The organism is Pseudoalteromonas sp. Z9A5 (assembly GCF_011378875.1).
In the GTDB taxonomy this organism is placed as follows: Bacteria; Pseudomonadota; Gammaproteobacteria; order Enterobacterales; family Alteromonadaceae; genus Pseudoalteromonas.
Genome location: NZ_WTLC01000011.1, coordinates 42214 through 57902, shown reverse-complemented (window position 1 = coordinate 57902; position 15689 = coordinate 42214). Strand labels below are relative to the sequence as shown.

At 37.0% G+C, this 15689-nt stretch carries 10 protein-coding genes; 7 read left to right on the top strand and 3 right to left on the bottom strand.

The window, feature by feature from the left end; translation table 11 throughout:
- The first annotated feature begins 12 nt into the window (after nucleotides 1-12).
- Genes GQR56_RS07680 through GQR56_RS07655 form a run of 6 tightly spaced genes read left to right on the top strand, consistent with a single transcriptional unit; the run spans nucleotide 13 to nucleotide 7586 of the window.
- Nucleotides 13-1779 carry a restriction endonuclease subunit S gene (locus GQR56_RS07680; RefSeq protein ID WP_166110047.1) on the top strand — a complete coding sequence of 589 codons (1767 nt, stop codon included), beginning with the start codon at nucleotides 13-15 and terminating at the stop codon, nucleotides 1777-1779.
- A complete protein-coding gene (locus GQR56_RS07675) occupies nucleotides 1766-3427 on the top strand; it encodes an AAA family ATPase (RefSeq protein ID WP_166110044.1) in 1662 nt (553 codons plus the stop codon). The genes GQR56_RS07680 and GQR56_RS07675 overlap by 14 nt, the downstream gene beginning before the upstream one ends.
- Nucleotides 3427-4344, top strand: coding sequence for a hypothetical protein (locus tag GQR56_RS07670; protein WP_166110041.1), 918 nt, complete (start codon nucleotides 3427-3429; stop codon nucleotides 4342-4344). Before GQR56_RS07675 ends, GQR56_RS07670 begins: the two co-directional genes overlap by 1 nt.
- A 2-nt stretch (nucleotides 4345-4346) precedes the next feature.
- On the top strand, nucleotides 4347-5882 hold the full coding sequence (locus GQR56_RS07665; protein WP_166110038.1) for a class I SAM-dependent DNA methyltransferase: 1536 nt from the start codon (nucleotides 4347-4349) through the stop codon (nucleotides 5880-5882).
- 20 nt (nucleotides 5883-5902) lie between these two features.
- Entirely contained in the window at nucleotides 5903-6511 is a 609-nt protein-coding gene (locus GQR56_RS07660) for a DUF4433 domain-containing protein (protein WP_166110035.1), read from the top strand.
- A 7-nt stretch (nucleotides 6512-6518) separates the two neighbouring features.
- A complete protein-coding gene (locus GQR56_RS07655; RefSeq protein ID WP_166110033.1) occupies nucleotides 6519-7586 on the top strand; it encodes a macro domain-containing protein in 1068 nt (355 codons plus the stop codon).
- A gap of 83 nt (nucleotides 7587-7669) precedes the next feature.
- Here GQR56_RS07655 and GQR56_RS07650 read toward each other — a convergent pair whose 3' ends face one another.
- Entirely contained in the window at nucleotides 7670-9136 is a 1467-nt protein-coding gene (locus GQR56_RS07650; protein WP_166110030.1) for an ATPase, read from the bottom strand.
- Between the two features lie 216 nt (nucleotides 9137-9352).
- Between GQR56_RS07650 and ylqF the strand changes: the two genes are divergently transcribed.
- Nucleotides 9353-10306 carry a ribosome biogenesis GTPase YlqF gene (gene ylqF / locus GQR56_RS07645; RefSeq protein WP_149613480.1) on the top strand — a complete coding sequence of 318 codons (954 nt, stop codon included), beginning with the start codon at nucleotides 9353-9355 and terminating at the stop codon, nucleotides 10304-10306.
- Nucleotides 10307-11454: 1148 nt separating this feature from the next.
- Here ylqF and GQR56_RS07640 read toward each other — a convergent pair.
- Both GQR56_RS07640 and GQR56_RS07635 read right to left on the bottom strand, forming a co-directional pair.
- Nucleotides 11455-12567, bottom strand: coding sequence for a DUF547 domain-containing protein (locus GQR56_RS07640; protein WP_166110028.1), 1113 nt, complete (start codon nucleotides 12565-12567; stop codon nucleotides 11455-11457).
- Between the two features lie 92 nt (nucleotides 12568-12659).
- Nucleotides 12660-15638, bottom strand: a complete 2979-nt coding sequence (locus GQR56_RS07635; RefSeq protein ID WP_166110025.1) for a DUF3857 domain-containing transglutaminase family protein — start codon at nucleotides 15636-15638, stop codon at nucleotides 12660-12662.
- Between the last annotated feature and the right edge of the window lie 51 nt (nucleotides 15639-15689).

Here is a 15689-nt window from a genome sequence, read left to right as displayed (position 1 = left end):
AAACTATAAAAAATGATAAAAGAACTACCAGAATCATGGAGTTTAATAAGCTTCGGTGATTTTTTAGATATTCAGGGGGGTAGCCAACCACCTAAGAGTGCTTTCAAAAGTGAACCAAGTGATGGTTATATTCGACTTTTACAGATTCGAGATTTTGGTAAAAAACCTGTACCCACTTATGTCCCTAAAGACTCAGTAACAAAGCTATGTGAAAAAGATGATATTTTCGTCGCACGATATGGAGCCTCACTAGGTAGAATCCTCACTGGTATGGAGGGTGCGTACAATGTTGCGTTAGCAAAAGTTATTTATAGTAAAGCTCTATTCGAAAAAAAATATCTCTTTTATCTATTGAAAACCTCTATTTTTCAGGCGCCTATCATGATGATTTCTAGGTCTGCTCAAAATGGCTTTAACAAAGGTGACCTGTACCCAATTGAGATACCTGTAGCGCCAAAAAAGCAGCAACTTGCTATCTCGAATAAAATAGAAGAACTCTTTTCCCATATCGATGCTGGTGTTGCAGGGCTAAAACAAGCAAAAGCTAAACTACAGCAATACCGCCAATCCGTATTAAAAGATGCAGTCACCGGTAAGTTAACGGAAACCTGGCGTGAACAGAACGCTGATAAACTTGAACCTGCAGTTGAATTACTTGAACGCATTTTACAAGAACGCCGGGCAAACTGGGAAGCCGAACAACTTAAAGCTTTTGAAGAAAAAGGCAAAGTGCCTAGAGATGATAAGTGGAAAGATAAGTATAAAGATCCCCTCCCTCCTGAAACTGAAGATGTGCCGGATATCCCAATTGAATGGGGTTACTTAAGACTTGAAGCTATCTCAAATATTCAAGGTGGCATTACCGTAGATGCTAAACGAAAGTCAGATGAAACAACATTGTTACCGTATTTGAGGGTAGCAAATGTCCAAAGAGGTTATTTAGACCTATCCAAAATGAAAGATATTAGAGTTCCTAATGACAAAGTAGATAGCCTGTTACTTCAAGACGGAGACATTCTATTCAACGAAGGTGGCGACAGAGATAAGCTAGGGCGCGGCTGGGTATGGCGTAATGAAATCGATAAGTGTATCTATCAAAACCATGTGTTTAGAGCTCGTTTATATAGTAATGAGCTTGTGCCTGAGTTTGTATCTATCTTTGGTAACACAATAGGAAAAGAATACTTTATAAAACAAGGTAAACAGACAACTAATCTAGCATCAATAAATAAAACTAAACTAAGCGCTTTTCCAGTGCCTTTTTGCTCATTAAATGAAATGACAAAGATTATTGAATTTGTAACTAACAAAGTCGGTAAAACAGATCGTACAATAATCGAATTAGATAAAAAAATATTGCATGCTAGTCAACTTAAGTCTTCAATTTTAGCCAAAGCTTTTTCAGGCGAGTTAATTGAGAATATCGAAACGGATGAAACTGCGGAACAACTACTCGAAAAAATCCAAGCTGAAAAACAGCTTTTAGAAGAAAAAGCTAAACTTGCCAAAAAGAAACCTAACACGAGAGCAAAAAAAATGGATAAACAGCCAATTATTAATGTGCTTAAAAAAGCAAAGAAAGCATTAAGCGTGGATGAGTTGTTTGAGCAAGCGGGTTTTCAAAATGATGTTTCACCTGAAGGCATTGAAGCCTTTTACCAAGAGTTAAAAATAGTTACTGAGAATGAAAACGTAACAGTAACGCCTGTTATGTTGAAAGAAAAGAAGCAAGGTGACAAATTTGAATACAAGGAAGTAAAAGAAAATGAAGCTGGATAAACTATGGATCAGTGAGTTTAAAAACCTCAAAGACATTGAAATTGATTTTGACCAAGGCGAGTTGGTAACGGTTGTTATTGGTTGGAATGGTGCGGGTAAGTCAAATGTCATTGAAGCTTTGGTTATAATATTTCGCGACCTCGATTTACATAAAGAGCCCTTGTTTTCATACAAGCTTGAATACATTTGTCGTGGTAATCGTATTTTAGTTGATGCAACAGATACCAAAGTAAAAAAAGAACAATACAAAGTACTCATTCACGAAGAAGGAAATGCAGAAAAAGTAATTACCGATAAATACATAGATTTTTTTAATAACAAAGAGCGAGAATATTTACCTTCAAATGTTTTTGGTTATTACTCTGGCCCGAGTGATCGTTTAGCTACGCACTTTTACGACCATCAACGTAAGTTTAGGGATCAGCTGCTATACCCTGAAAAGTACGGTTTAGATGAAAAAACACTTCCATTAAGGCCGTTGTTTTATGCTCAAAAAGTTCATAGTAATTTTGTATTGCTTTCATTCTTTTTAAGTGCGGATGAAAAAGTTAAAAAGTTCTTAAAAGAAAAGTTATTTATTGAAGATATTGAGTCAGTATTGTTTGTTCTTAATAAGCCTGATTGGACAAGTAAAGAAGGTGACCCCAGGTTTTGGAATGCAACTGGCGTTGTAAGGCCATTTTTAGATAGACTCTTTTCTGCTTCTTTAGCGCCAATGCGTAAGAAGATAAAAGTACCACACCCAATGAAAAAGAACCCTGAAAATGTAGATGCATTATTTCTTTACCTAAAAGATATAGAAGCTTTACAAGACGTGGGCAAAGAAACATCAGATAAAGACTTTTTTAAATTACTTGAAAGTATCTATTTTTCAAACTTGATTCATGAAGTACGAATTAGAGTTAAGATAAAAAATAAAAACGGTACCGATGAATCACTAACTTTTAGAGAGTTAAGTGAAGGTGAACAACAGTTAATTACCGTACTTGGTTTATTACGCTTTACACGTGATGATGAATCCTTGTTTTTACTAGATGAGCCTGATACCCATTTAAATCCTGCGTGGAGTATGGAGTATATTAACTTTTTGAAAGAAGTAGCTGGCTTTAATTTAGATGCTAAAGAAGACACAGGTGATAAAGATGATGCAGAATCAGGCACTGTTGATAACAGCCATATCGTTCTAGCAACACATGATCCCATTGTTATTTCTACCCTTAAGCAAGAACAAATTAAAATAATGAAGCGTGATGAAGACAGCTTAAAAGTTTTTGCTGCGTCACCGCTTTATGAGCCTAAAGGCATGGGCTTCTCCGGTATTTTGATGAGTGACATGTTTGGCTTACGTTCTGATTTAGACCCTAAAACACTAGCTAAGCTTGATGAACACGCGATTTTACTAGCAAAAGAAGAGCGTTCAGAGCCAGAAGAAAAGCGTTATAAGCAGCTACAAGAGCAATTAGACAAATCAGGCTTTCTTGATGCTTACTCAGACCCATATTTTTCTGCTTTTGTTAAAGCATGGGGTAGAAAGCATGGTGACAAGTTATTTTCCCAAACTTTCTTATCGGATGGAGATAGGAAACAACTAGCCGATATGACGGATGAAATACTTGCCGAGCTTGATGCAGAAGAGGCAGAAAAGTAATGCGTTATATTGACATAGATGAAGTCGACTTGGATCTTCCTGATAACTGGGATGACACAGTCGAGCAGGCTTGGGAATATGTGAATGGTAAGGTAGAAGAAGCGGAAGCTGCAACTATTGTTAAAGCAGGAGTAGAGGGGTGGACTCCTGAGCAGCAAACAGAGAAGATTGCTGTAGCTAAAGATAAGGCCCGGAAAAAAGCTATCGGTGCAAAAAGTAATGTGTGGGGTCAATTAAGTACCATTATGTCAAAGCGCTCACATGGTAAATGTTGGTACTGTGAAAGCAATGAGCTCAGGTCCGACAATCCAATCGACCATTTTAGGCCTAAGGGAAAAGTTGCTGAATGCCCAGGGCATCCAGGTTACTGGTGGCTAGCATTTGACTGGAAAAATTATCGTTTTGCTTGTACTTTTTGCAATTCTAGACGAGTTGATGTTGAAACAGCTGGTGGTAAACAAGATCATTTTCCTGTTTTTACCCCACCAGATTGGAATAAGTCTGAAGGTGACAATAATTTAGAAAAGCCTAAACTGTTAGATCCTGCTGATGAAGACGATTACAAGCTTCTTACATTTAATAAAAATGGGGAAGCTTGCCCTAACTGTGATGATGAAGACACTGAAGATTTTCAAAAAGCCAAAGAGTCTATTGAAAAATTTCATTTGAACCATAGCCCAACAAAAAAAGCACGAAAGGCAATAAAGCAAAAAATAATGCAAGTTGTCGCTGATACAAATGAGCTGTTAGCTAAAGGCATTGATATTAAATCAGGCCAAATCAAGTCTAATAAAAAGGAACTTATTAAATTAATTAGACCTTCTTGTACCACCACAAAGTTTAATACTGCGGCAAAACTATATCTAAGAGAATTCGAAGATAATGTGTGGGTTAAAGAAATATTAGATAGAGACTAGTAATGAATAATGTAAGTACAACAGAAATAGTAAACCGCGTTTGGAATTATGCGCATGTATTACGTGATGAAGGCGTAGGTTATGGCGATTATGTAGAACAACTCACCTATCTTATTTTTTTAAAAATGACAGCTGAGCGTGTTGCAGGTGGTCAAGAAGGCGAAAGCTTAGCGACAGAGCAGTGGACCAAGTTAGTTAAGCTTGATGGTTCAGATTTAGAAAAAGAATATCGTCATACCCTAGAAACGCTTGGTGAGCAGAAAGGTACTTTAGGTACTATTTTCCGTAAAGCTCAGAATAAAATTCAAGACCCGGCAAAGCTTGAACGTTTGATAGACATGATCAACAAAGAATCATGGTCAACGCTAAGCATTGATGTAAAAGGGGCTATATATGAAGGCTTACTGCAAAAAGGCGCTGAAAGTGAGAAGAAGGGGGCAGGCCAGTACTTTACGCCGCGCCCAATTATTGAGGCGATTGTTGATGTAATGCAACCACAACCTATGCAGGTTATTGCAGACCCTGCATGTGGAACAGGTGGCTTTTTAACGGTTGCTCACGACTATATTACTAATAATAAAGATCGCCTGCTCTCTAAAAAAGAAGCACGTTTTTTAAAACATGAAGCTTTTAGAGGTAATGATATTTCAGATTCGGTTGCTAGATTATGTGCAATGAATTTGTATCTGCATGGTATTGGTACTGAAGAGTGCCCTATATCAACATCTGATGCGCTAGCTAAAGAGGTTGGCGCTAATAAAGTTGATATGGTTTTAGCAAATCCACCATTTGGTAAGAAAAGTTCAGTTACTATTATTAGTGAAAAAACAGGTAAAATTGAAAAAGAAAAGCTTACATACGAGCGTGAAGATTTTTGGGCAGACTCATCAAACAAACAACTCAACTTTGTTCAGCACATTGGCAATATGTTAAAAGTTGGTGGTAAAGCTGCTGTGGTATTACCTGATAACGTTTTGTTTGAAGGTGGTGCTGGCGAAACCATACGTAAAGAGCTATTAACGCGTTTTAATCTTCACACCATTTTACGACTGCCAACGGGTATTTTTTACGCTCAAGGTGTTAAAGCGAATGTTTTATTCTTTGATGCAAAGCCAGCGTCTAAAAAAGCATGGACCGAAAATGTGTGGGTTTATGATTTTAGAACCAACGTGCACATGACACTTAAAACTAAAAAATTAACACGTACAGACTTTGATGAATTTGTAGACTTATTTTCAGCTTCAGACATTAAAAAACGCATTTCAAATTGGCAAGAAGAAGAGCGTGAAGAAGATGGTGGGCCAGGCCCCGATGGCCGCTGGCGTCAGTTCAGCTACGATGAAATTATTGCCCGCGATAAAACTAACCTTGATATCTCATGGTTAAAAGATGATTCGTTAGAAGATACCGAAAACCTTCAACCACCCGCTGTTATAGCTAGTGAAATTGTAGAGCTACTTACTGCTGCTTTAGAAGAGTTTAAAAGCGTGGAAGAAGCGTTAGCTGATGACGATGAAGAGTTTATTGTAGTTGAATAACTTTGACCTATGAGGGTTTCATGACAGTATCTGTATCACACATAACGCACATTGATAACTTGGCTAGTATTTTAGGCCAAGGTTGCTTATGGTCTGACGCTAAACGTATTGAGCTTGGTTTAGTTAACCAAAATATAGGTTATACCCATATTAAACAACGCCGTTTAGTTCGTCCTGTAAAAGTGGCTGCGGGTGGTACGATTGGTCAGTATGTGCCGTTTAATTTTTGCCCGCGTTCAGTCATGTTGTATGTTATTCATTGCGGGCATGATGATTTTGACGGTGGGCAAGATAAGGTATTACACTTAATTAGTGACACAGGAACAGTTCGCTTGAGTAATCAGCATTGCTTTTTTACTGATATTCATGCTGATTTAGACTATGCAGAGCAGATTGATGATTTTACACGCATTAATGAGTTGGATATTAAACGTATTATTAATGAACGCTATTGGCACGATTTTAAAGAAGAAAAACAAGCTGAGTTTTTAGCGTTTGAATCTGTACAATGGGCAGCTATTCGCCAAATAGGCGTAAAAACAAAAGATGTGGCTGATGAAGTGAGTGCTTTACTTCAAAATGCACAGCATAAACCTGAGGTCTTAGTTAGACCACAGTGGTACTACTGAGGTTAAGATGATTACTTATCAAACAGGCAATATATTACATGATCAAGCTGATGCTATTATCAATACAGTTAACACTGTAGGGGTAATGGGTAAAGGGCTTGCTTTGCAGTTTAAAAAGGCCTTTCCAGATAATTTTAAGGTATACAAAAAAGCCTGTGACGACAAAGAGCTGGTAACAGGTGAAGTGTTAACTGTTGAGCTTAACTCTATTAATGCACCATTTTATATTATTAACTTCCCCACTAAAGCGCATTGGAAAGGTAAGTCTAAGCTTGAATATATAGAGCAAGGGCTTAACAGCTTAAAAGCTGAGGTAAAACGATTAGGTCTTAAATCAGTTGCTTTACCAGCACTGGGAAGCGGCTTAGGTGGCTTAGATTGGCGTGCTGTTGATTCACTAATACAGCGTTCTTTAGCTGAGTTACCAGGCGTTGAGTGGCGTGTATATCCGCCACAAAATGCACCAAGTGCTCAGGCTATGCCTAATAAAACTAAAAGACCCGATATGACCTTGGGTAGAGCCGCCGTTTTAGGCTTGATTGAGCGTTATACCTCTACAGGGTTTGGATATCGTTTATCACTACTAGAAGTGCAAAAGCTGGTTTATTTTTTAACTGCTGCCGGTGAGCCTTTAAACAAAGTGGTATTTCAAAAGCATCATTATGGCCCTTACGCTGATGTGCTACGCCATGTACTAGATAAAATGGAAGGTCACTTTATTACAGGTTATGCAGACGGTATAAATAAGCCTGATACGCCTATAGAGCTTAAAGATGATGCTGCTATCGAAGCACTGAATTATTTGCAAGAATGCCCAGATACAAAACAACGATTTGATAAAGTAGCTAGGCTAATAGAAGGCTTTGAGTCGCAAAACGGTATGGAACTACTTTCAACTGTGCATTGGGTTGCCACTAATGAGTTAGAAGGTAATAACATTACTGATGAAGAGCTTATTAATACAGTACATAGCTGGAATGCTAGAAAATCGCAAATGAAGCCCACCCATATCCTTGCTGCTTGGAACAAGCTAAAACAAGAAGACTGGCTAAATTTAAAAGCACAAACAGCTTAAAACTATTTTAAAGGGAAGCGTATAGCTTCCCTTTTATGCCGCGTTTTTGGCTGGGCTTTGAATACCAGATTAACTTACTTAGGTTACCCTTCGAAAAACTGGTTGCTCTGTGAGTCTTTGTAGAAATACTTCAATTTTAAGTTTATGTTATTTTTTATTTCGCTGAACCATGTTAAGTCTTCTGTGAGTGGGGCATTACCACCAACAATCCATATTTCACTACAAGATTCAGTACCTGGATATAAAGCATATCGAAGTAATTGACCAATAGCGGCTTCAATATCCTCTTTAGCATTTGATTTGAATTTTAGCTCAGCAACAATGTTTACGTTCGTTTCTGTGCTCTTTAGAACTACATCACGAATGTGGGCACGCCCTAAGTCTTCGCTTTGCTTTGCAATCGTATTGTGACGATATTCTGAGTTATGCAACCACTGAATAAACTGCCCCTCTAATTCAGCTTCTCGATATTGAACCTCTATAGATTCAACTTGCTTTCTTATAGCTGTTTTTAATGTTACATCGTCATCTTCCTCTAACGCTAAAGTCTTTAAATGTTCTTCTTCGTAAACTACCCAAAGAACGATATTAATAAGTAGCTCATCATATTCATGATCTATGTTATTACGGATAAATTCCTTTAATCGAATATTGGCGTCGAACCAATTAGAATATTGATATTTAAACCCCCATTTTTGGGTGAAATATGAGCATATATATTTAAATTTTTGATCAGTAATAGTAGTAGAGAAATATTTAGGAGCGATGGCTGCAAAAACACGATTAAGTAGTGCTGTATGTAATGCCCTTACTTTGCCATCGTCTTTTAGTTTTTGTAATGCATCGATACATTCGTCATAAGATGCCGAGGTTTGGTCATCAATTATTTTCAGAGTAATACTTTTTAAGGTACTTTTAGATAATTCGAACTCCTCTTTAGATAATGCACCTTGTTTTAAGCTTGAGATATCATTGTCTCGGCTATACCAAAGATCCGATAGTAGTTGATCGCTTATGTCAGTTTGGTTTTTAGCGCTTGATACAGCGCTAACAATTTTTTGATAGCCTATGTACCAATCATGACGCTCAAGTTTATATGAAGAAATCATTGCACTGAAAAAACTGTCAAGGTGTAGTGCTTCTGTATTGGCGTAATCAGTAGGGATATTCGGTAAGCGGGTGATATTGAATTCAGTTATGAAATTACTTAAAAGCTCTAATTCGTTAAGCTCAGAAACTGTCTTTTCTGTAAGTTTTTCCCTAGTGGACGTTAGCACTAAAGAACTGATATTGTAATTAAACTTATACTCAATACCGCTACTGGTGAATCTAAAAGCAATATAAATTCCAATAGCGCGACCAGCATCACGTTCTCTTCTGCCTACACATACTTCCCATTTATTAGATGTAGGATCGCGAAAATATATATCTAAACTCTTCTGATTATAAAGTTCTAACAACTTAAAAAAGGCAGGAGATACATCATCTGTCCAATTTACGGAGTATTTTTTGTAGCTAGGGTGATCTTTTATAGAGGCTATGAGCGTCATATTAAGTTCCTTCTCTTATGATTAAAAGTAATTACATAACTTATAGTACATAGATTACGTTGGTTTTATTACTCTTTTTATTTTTAGAAGTACTATACCTCTCTTCTGTAGTAAACTTACTTATTATTACGAAAAGTACAAAAGCATAGTTTTACTTTTAGTACCCACATTAGTACCCATAGGCTGCGGCCTTTAATTAAAGGTCATATAAATCAAATGAGTAGAGCAGGAATACAGTGGTTCCCTGGGCACATGAATAAAGCCCGCAATGAAATTAAAGAAATAATGCCACAAATGGATGTGATCATTGAAGTGCTTGATGCGCGCATTCCTTATAGTAGCGAAAATCCGATGGTGGCAACCTTGCGTGAAGGTAAGCCGGTCATCAAAATTATGAACAAAGCTGATTTAGCTGATCCTAAAATGACTCAAATCTGGAAAGATTATTTTGAGCAAGAAAACGGTGTTAAAGCTATTTCTTTTGGACATGATAAAGCGGCTGAAGTACATCGCATTAACGAACTTTGTAAAAAATTGGTGCCGCATAAAGTGGGTGCCGATAAGCAAATTAAAGCCATGATAATGGGTATTCCTAACGTAGGTAAATCTACGTTAATTAATGTATTAGCTGGGCGTATAGTTGCAAAAACAGGTAATGAACCTGCGGTAACTAAAGCGCAGCAACGCATTAAGCTTGAGGATGGCATTATGCTTTACGATACGCCAGGTATGCTTTGGCCAAAAGTAGAGAACGAAAACTCAGGTTATCGTTTAGGTGCTACAGGCGCTATTCGTGATACAGCGCTTGAGTATGAAGAAGTAGCTAGCTATACCGCTGAATACTTATTGCGTGCGTACCCAGAGCTTTTAAAAGCACGTTATAAAATTGCCGAACTTCCTGAAAGTGATTGGGAGTTTGTTGAAATGGCGGGTAAAAAGCGTGGCTGTATTCGTGGTGGTAATCAAATCGACACGTACAAAATGTCTGAAATACTAATTAACGAATTACGTGATGGCATTATTGGTCGCATTACAATGGAAACTCCGCAAATGCGTGAGGAAGAAGAAGTAATGGTTGCTGGTTTACGTGCCGCTGCAGAAGCTAAAAAACAAGCTAAAGAAGAAGAGAAACTTCAACGCCGAGCACGAGCGCGTAAAAACCGTCGTTAATAATTAACCTGAACCTAGGGCGTGTTGACCTTTCGTGGTTGAATTTGCAGCAGTATATTTGGTATTTGGGCAAGGCAGAGCCTATGTAGTGTGGTTATTCTCCATAAATAGGCGATAACGCAGCATAAATGCCAAACATGCGCTGCCCTTTGGGTTCTTTCTAGGGACGATTGACTCTTTGTTGCCTACATGGATGTAGGTAAGCGGCGTGAGCAGGACGCGGAAGCTTTGCTCGGTATTTACTTAGCCCACTAGGTTACAAACCTCGCGCCGCGATTAAATCGCCCCTAGATTGAACAAATTTCAATCCACAAAGGTCAACAAGCCCTAGAATAATAAATCTATCTCGAGCAGCTATTTTCAGCGCTAACTGCGTTGAATTTACTTGCAATAGGCCAGCTATTGACGCGTAAATTCGCCTTGTTTTCACTGAAAATCTCTGGCTAGAGAAAATAAATTTAAATATCACCATGACTCAATACGTTAGTAAATCTCTTAACCAGAGTTCAGGTTATTTAGCGTTATAAGTAACTTAAATTTGTTAAATTGCAGACATAAAAAAAGCCCGTAAGGGCTTTTTTAGTTTCATATCTACCGTCACCGATATGAGCAATGTAGCAAGTAAAATAGGGCGGTTACTTATTATCAACATCAAGGGGCGTTGCGGTCCATAATAAGTAACCATAGCTGTTAACGTGCGCTACACGTTGTTTCAGGGTCAGAAACAATTAATCAATTCATTCCGTCACAAGCCAGTATGTCTTCCGTCTTGTTGATATTGATTATCAGTTAGATCTAACTATCTGTCAACACCTAAATGCAAATAATTCCTATTATCTCTTTGTTTGTTTTGTAAGCTAATGTTAAGTATGAAAAAGAATAATAATCTAAGCTGTTTGACTAACCAGTAGAGCTTTAATTCGATATATCTAATAGTGATTTTTATTTATTAGAGCTAATTGATTAATGCAGGAGAGGGGTTTTCGTTTGTATTTTAAGCTTAGAGCCTTAGGGCTATGTCTTTGGAAAAGTTTAGCGAGCTTTAATGTGAATGCTCTATAAGGTTTGGACATAAAAAAACCCCAGTAATTGGTATGTCCAACTATTGGGGTTACTTCATTTACTGCGCATTTTTAATTGGGATTATACTATTGGTTATTAGCGTAGTAGGCGTTTTCACCACTTACGTTTGTTTTTAACAAATCATTTTTTCTTTGTAACTCTCTAAGAATAACGATTCGCTTAGCTGGAATATTAAGATTGTTTAAGCGAGGAAAGCTATGCTGAGGGATCAGTAATGCTTTATCCCAATTACTAATAATAATATCGTAAGAGTCTCGGTGCTTAGGACCTGTTACATCAGTAATGTCATAATTATCGATGGTAAAAAGAGCTGTTTTTTTATTTTTTAACTTATTTAGTAAATCGTTATCTGCATACAAACTCAGGTGAGCAAGTAAATCATTATTAAAGTCATTAAAATATGCTTTTTTATCTTTATACATGGTCGATACATTAAGAAGGTTACTGCTGTAATTAGTGCCTCTATTTGAATTAATAAATTCTTGAGCGTTATCAATTAATGAAGGCATTAAGTTATTCGCGGTGTATGCCTGAGTTCTAATATTTGGTGAACCGATATAGCCTTTATATAAGCCATACATTACAAGAGGGTTATTTTTATTTAATGGCATTAATATTTTGTATTCAATGTCATCTAAACTAAGTTCTTGCCCGTTATATGTGAATAGCTTTTTGTAAAAGAAGCTGCTTTTATCAGCCACGTCATAAGATAAACTATTAGTGTCTTTTGGGTAGCGCTGAGCTAATTCATTTATTACTGCTACATTATGTAGATTCAGCCAAAATGCAGTTTGTTCTTCATTACTTAATTTACTAAGTTGGTTATTTGCTAAATAACTAAGAAGATTACTTTGTATAGCTGCAATTGATTTTTTTAATTCTGGATCATCAATAAATTGCTCATAATAAAAGCGGTTTGCTTCTGCATCAGTCGCTCGGTTACTTCCGAGGTTAGGACCTTGCTCATTTTCATCATAGGAAATGTACGATCTATCTGAACGAGCCAATTCAAGCACAGAAGCTTGTAAAACAGTATTGTATTGAGAATAGTCAACTGCAAAGTTAGCAGTTACTTGATTTTTACTGCTTAAAGACTGTGTAGTATTGCTACTTTCAGCAAAGCACGGGGCTGACAGTAACGTACTCAGTATTACAGATTTAGCTATTAATTTGATCATATTATTTCCCTCGATGATTATATCCAATATTATTTACTGCTGTTTATTTTGTGAACAAATCAATGGTATGTATTAAATTAAACCTAGTCAAGTTATGGCGTTTTATTAGCCATTATTCTTAGATTAATTTGCTTTACGAGTACTTTATCTTGTTTGTTTAGGCTCCCTACAATAAGCAAAAAGTCACTACCGTCAGTTTTTATTACTTTAATACTTGTATTATCAAGTTTGGTTTTACCGTATGTGGTTTCTATTTTTTCTATATCTTTAAAGTGACTTAAATCTGATTCAAGCTTACCGTCATCGTTTTTGTAGTAACTAAAAATATAGTTCTCGGTTATTCCGTTACCGTCTTCTCGGTAATCAAACATTGCATCGCTATAAAAATAGAGTATTTCTTCGTTTTCAGGTGTTAGGCGATTACGTTTTAAAAAGTGTACTTGGTAAGGCCATAAACTATCGCCTTTTATAATTGCAGCATTGGGTAAAATATTTACTTCTTGAAGTACGCCTAAAAATAATAGAGGTGCAAACGCAAGCGAGATTAAATACTGCCTAATTCGCCAGTGCGAGTTGTAATGTAGGGCTTCTTTACTTGTATCGGTTTGTTCAATGTAACTAACTAGAGGCAACCAGAAAAATGGCATTATACAAATCACTATGGTTGCGTATTCGTCCATACGATAAGCAAAGGCGCTGGCGACTACCATTAGCCAGAGTGTTAAGGCAGTCCAGTTAGGCATTACTCTATTTTTGTTTAACTGTTGTTGGCTGTGCTTTGCAAGTGCGAGATACAAAGGGTAATACCATAAAAACGCAAATATACCTCGAGCAATAGGCATAATACTTGAGTTATCGCGCTCTTTAATGGTTTTAAAGTTACGATAACTCCAGTAGTTAACAAATATGCCTAAACTTAAAATACTGTAAATAATAAACTTACTTATAGACACTGCATAAAATGGACTATCTTCAAATTTAACTTTTTTTGCTGACTCTAATCGCCAATCGGCGAAAAAGAATATGAGTACTAAAATATAGCCAGCCAACACATATTTAAGCCAGCTATAACCAAAGCTATCTAGCACATCAGCTGTTGTTTGAGGTGTTTCGGTCGTTTCCGCGTATTTTAGAATAGGGTAGTGGGTTGCTGATATTAACTTTTTACGCTGTGCTAAATAATCATCTATTTGAGCGGCTTTAATATGATCTTGTTTTGCGTAATAGTCATAACTCAGTGTTAAAACGTTATCATTAAATTCAGTAGTTGTTTTTAGATTGAAGTAGTTGTTATCAATTTCTTGTTGATCGCTATCAAATCCCCAACCTTTTTCTGCAAAATGTAGTTTTATTGTGGTGTTAATTATATTGGGGTAGCCAAAGTAGAGTGGGTCGGTGCGATTTACCTGCTTTGGTTCGTAAACGCTATTTTGTATTTCACTCGCATAAAAACTAGCTTCGTAGCCTTCGTCTGTTTTTTCCCAAAATTCACTAATTAAATACGATTCTTTGGTTATTAGTTTACCCGTTTGTTCTTGCTCACTAATTGCCATTGCTTCATTGATTGATAAGCCATTTAAAAAACTTTGGTAATACTCGAAGTAAGATTTAGCAACGCTATTTAGACCACTGCTGGCTATATTGCTTCTTCGGTTAATTGCTTCAAATTCAGCATAAGTGTACTGGGTTTCAAAACGTGATGGCTCAGATACTTTTTCAGCAATGAAAAAGTTATCCTCTACAGATACATTTGTATGTACAGGTTTTTGCGCCATTGAAGTTAAAGCGCTTTCACCTTTATCAATAATTAGGGCATAGCCATAATCAGGCTGTGCTAAATATTCAAGAGTACCTCGTTGGTAGCTAACCGTAGGATCGAGCCAGTAGCGTTTTCCGTTTTGTTTAAGCGTAACAATTACGTGATTAAATACACTTGCAGAAGGTGGAAGTTCTTTTAAACGTTTGGTTTCCTCTGTATCAACTAGCGCAGGAAAGGCTTCTATATCCATCGCTTTTAATAACGAAATAAGCAGTACTGTTTTATCTTTACAATCGCCGTATCGTAGCGAAAGCGTTTCTGAAGCTGACGTTGGTTGATGCGAGTTAGTGCCCATTTCAAGCCCTAAATATCGAACTTCATCTTGGCTAAAGCGCAGTGCTGCTGCAATTTTGTCTGATGTTTTTGTGTGTTTTGCTTTTATTTCTTCAGCTACATCCAAAATGCTGTTTGGGGTTTCTATGGCTGATTGATAAAGCGGATATGCCCAGTTAACTACCTGACCCCAATCGTCAAACTCAGAAAAGTAAACTTGTGTATACGGGTCGTACCACGTTGGGGTTTGAGAATTCTGCTCGAGTAAGGGTTCTTCAAAAAGAGTTATAGAATAATCTTTGCCATATTTGTTAAGCGTTTCTTGAATATCTGCTGTGCCGTTTATTGTATTAATATGTAAAGGCGTTTGTTTACCCCAAAGTACACGCATATTTTGTTGCACTACGGGTACCGACCAGTTAAGCGTGCGCCTTGTACTAAATTTATTAGCATATATAGGGTTGCTACCTGTCACTGTGTAGCTGTAATCGAGTATGTCGCCACTGCGCATATCATCAATAATAATATTGAGTGATAAGCTACCATTATAAATACGATCAGCTAACTCAGATTCACCTTGTATAACCGTCATTCTCGCACTACCAAGCTTATCAATACGCTCATTATTTCTGATAATCGTTAAGCTATTTAGTGTTAGCGACTCGTAACTTGGATCAAAATCAAGATTAAGCTGGCTTATATAATCAACACCGCTTTGATTCAATGCCTGCATAACCAACCGTGTATAGCGTTGCTGTTTTTGTTTGCTCGGTATATAGGATTGGTTGTCTAGCAGTAAATACAAAGTGCCATCACGTACTTTTGTTTTATCTGTTTGTTCAGGCTGTTTTATTTTATGAGTATTAACCCAATCAGCGGGTGGATCTAATTCATATTGCTGAGCAACAGCACTACTGCATGAAATGAATAAGCAAAAGGTTAGTAGGTAAGAGACAAGTGGGGAGGAGTTCCATATCATTTTAGGTTCTTATTGTTGTTGTTTTATGCATATATACTGAAAGTGAAATGT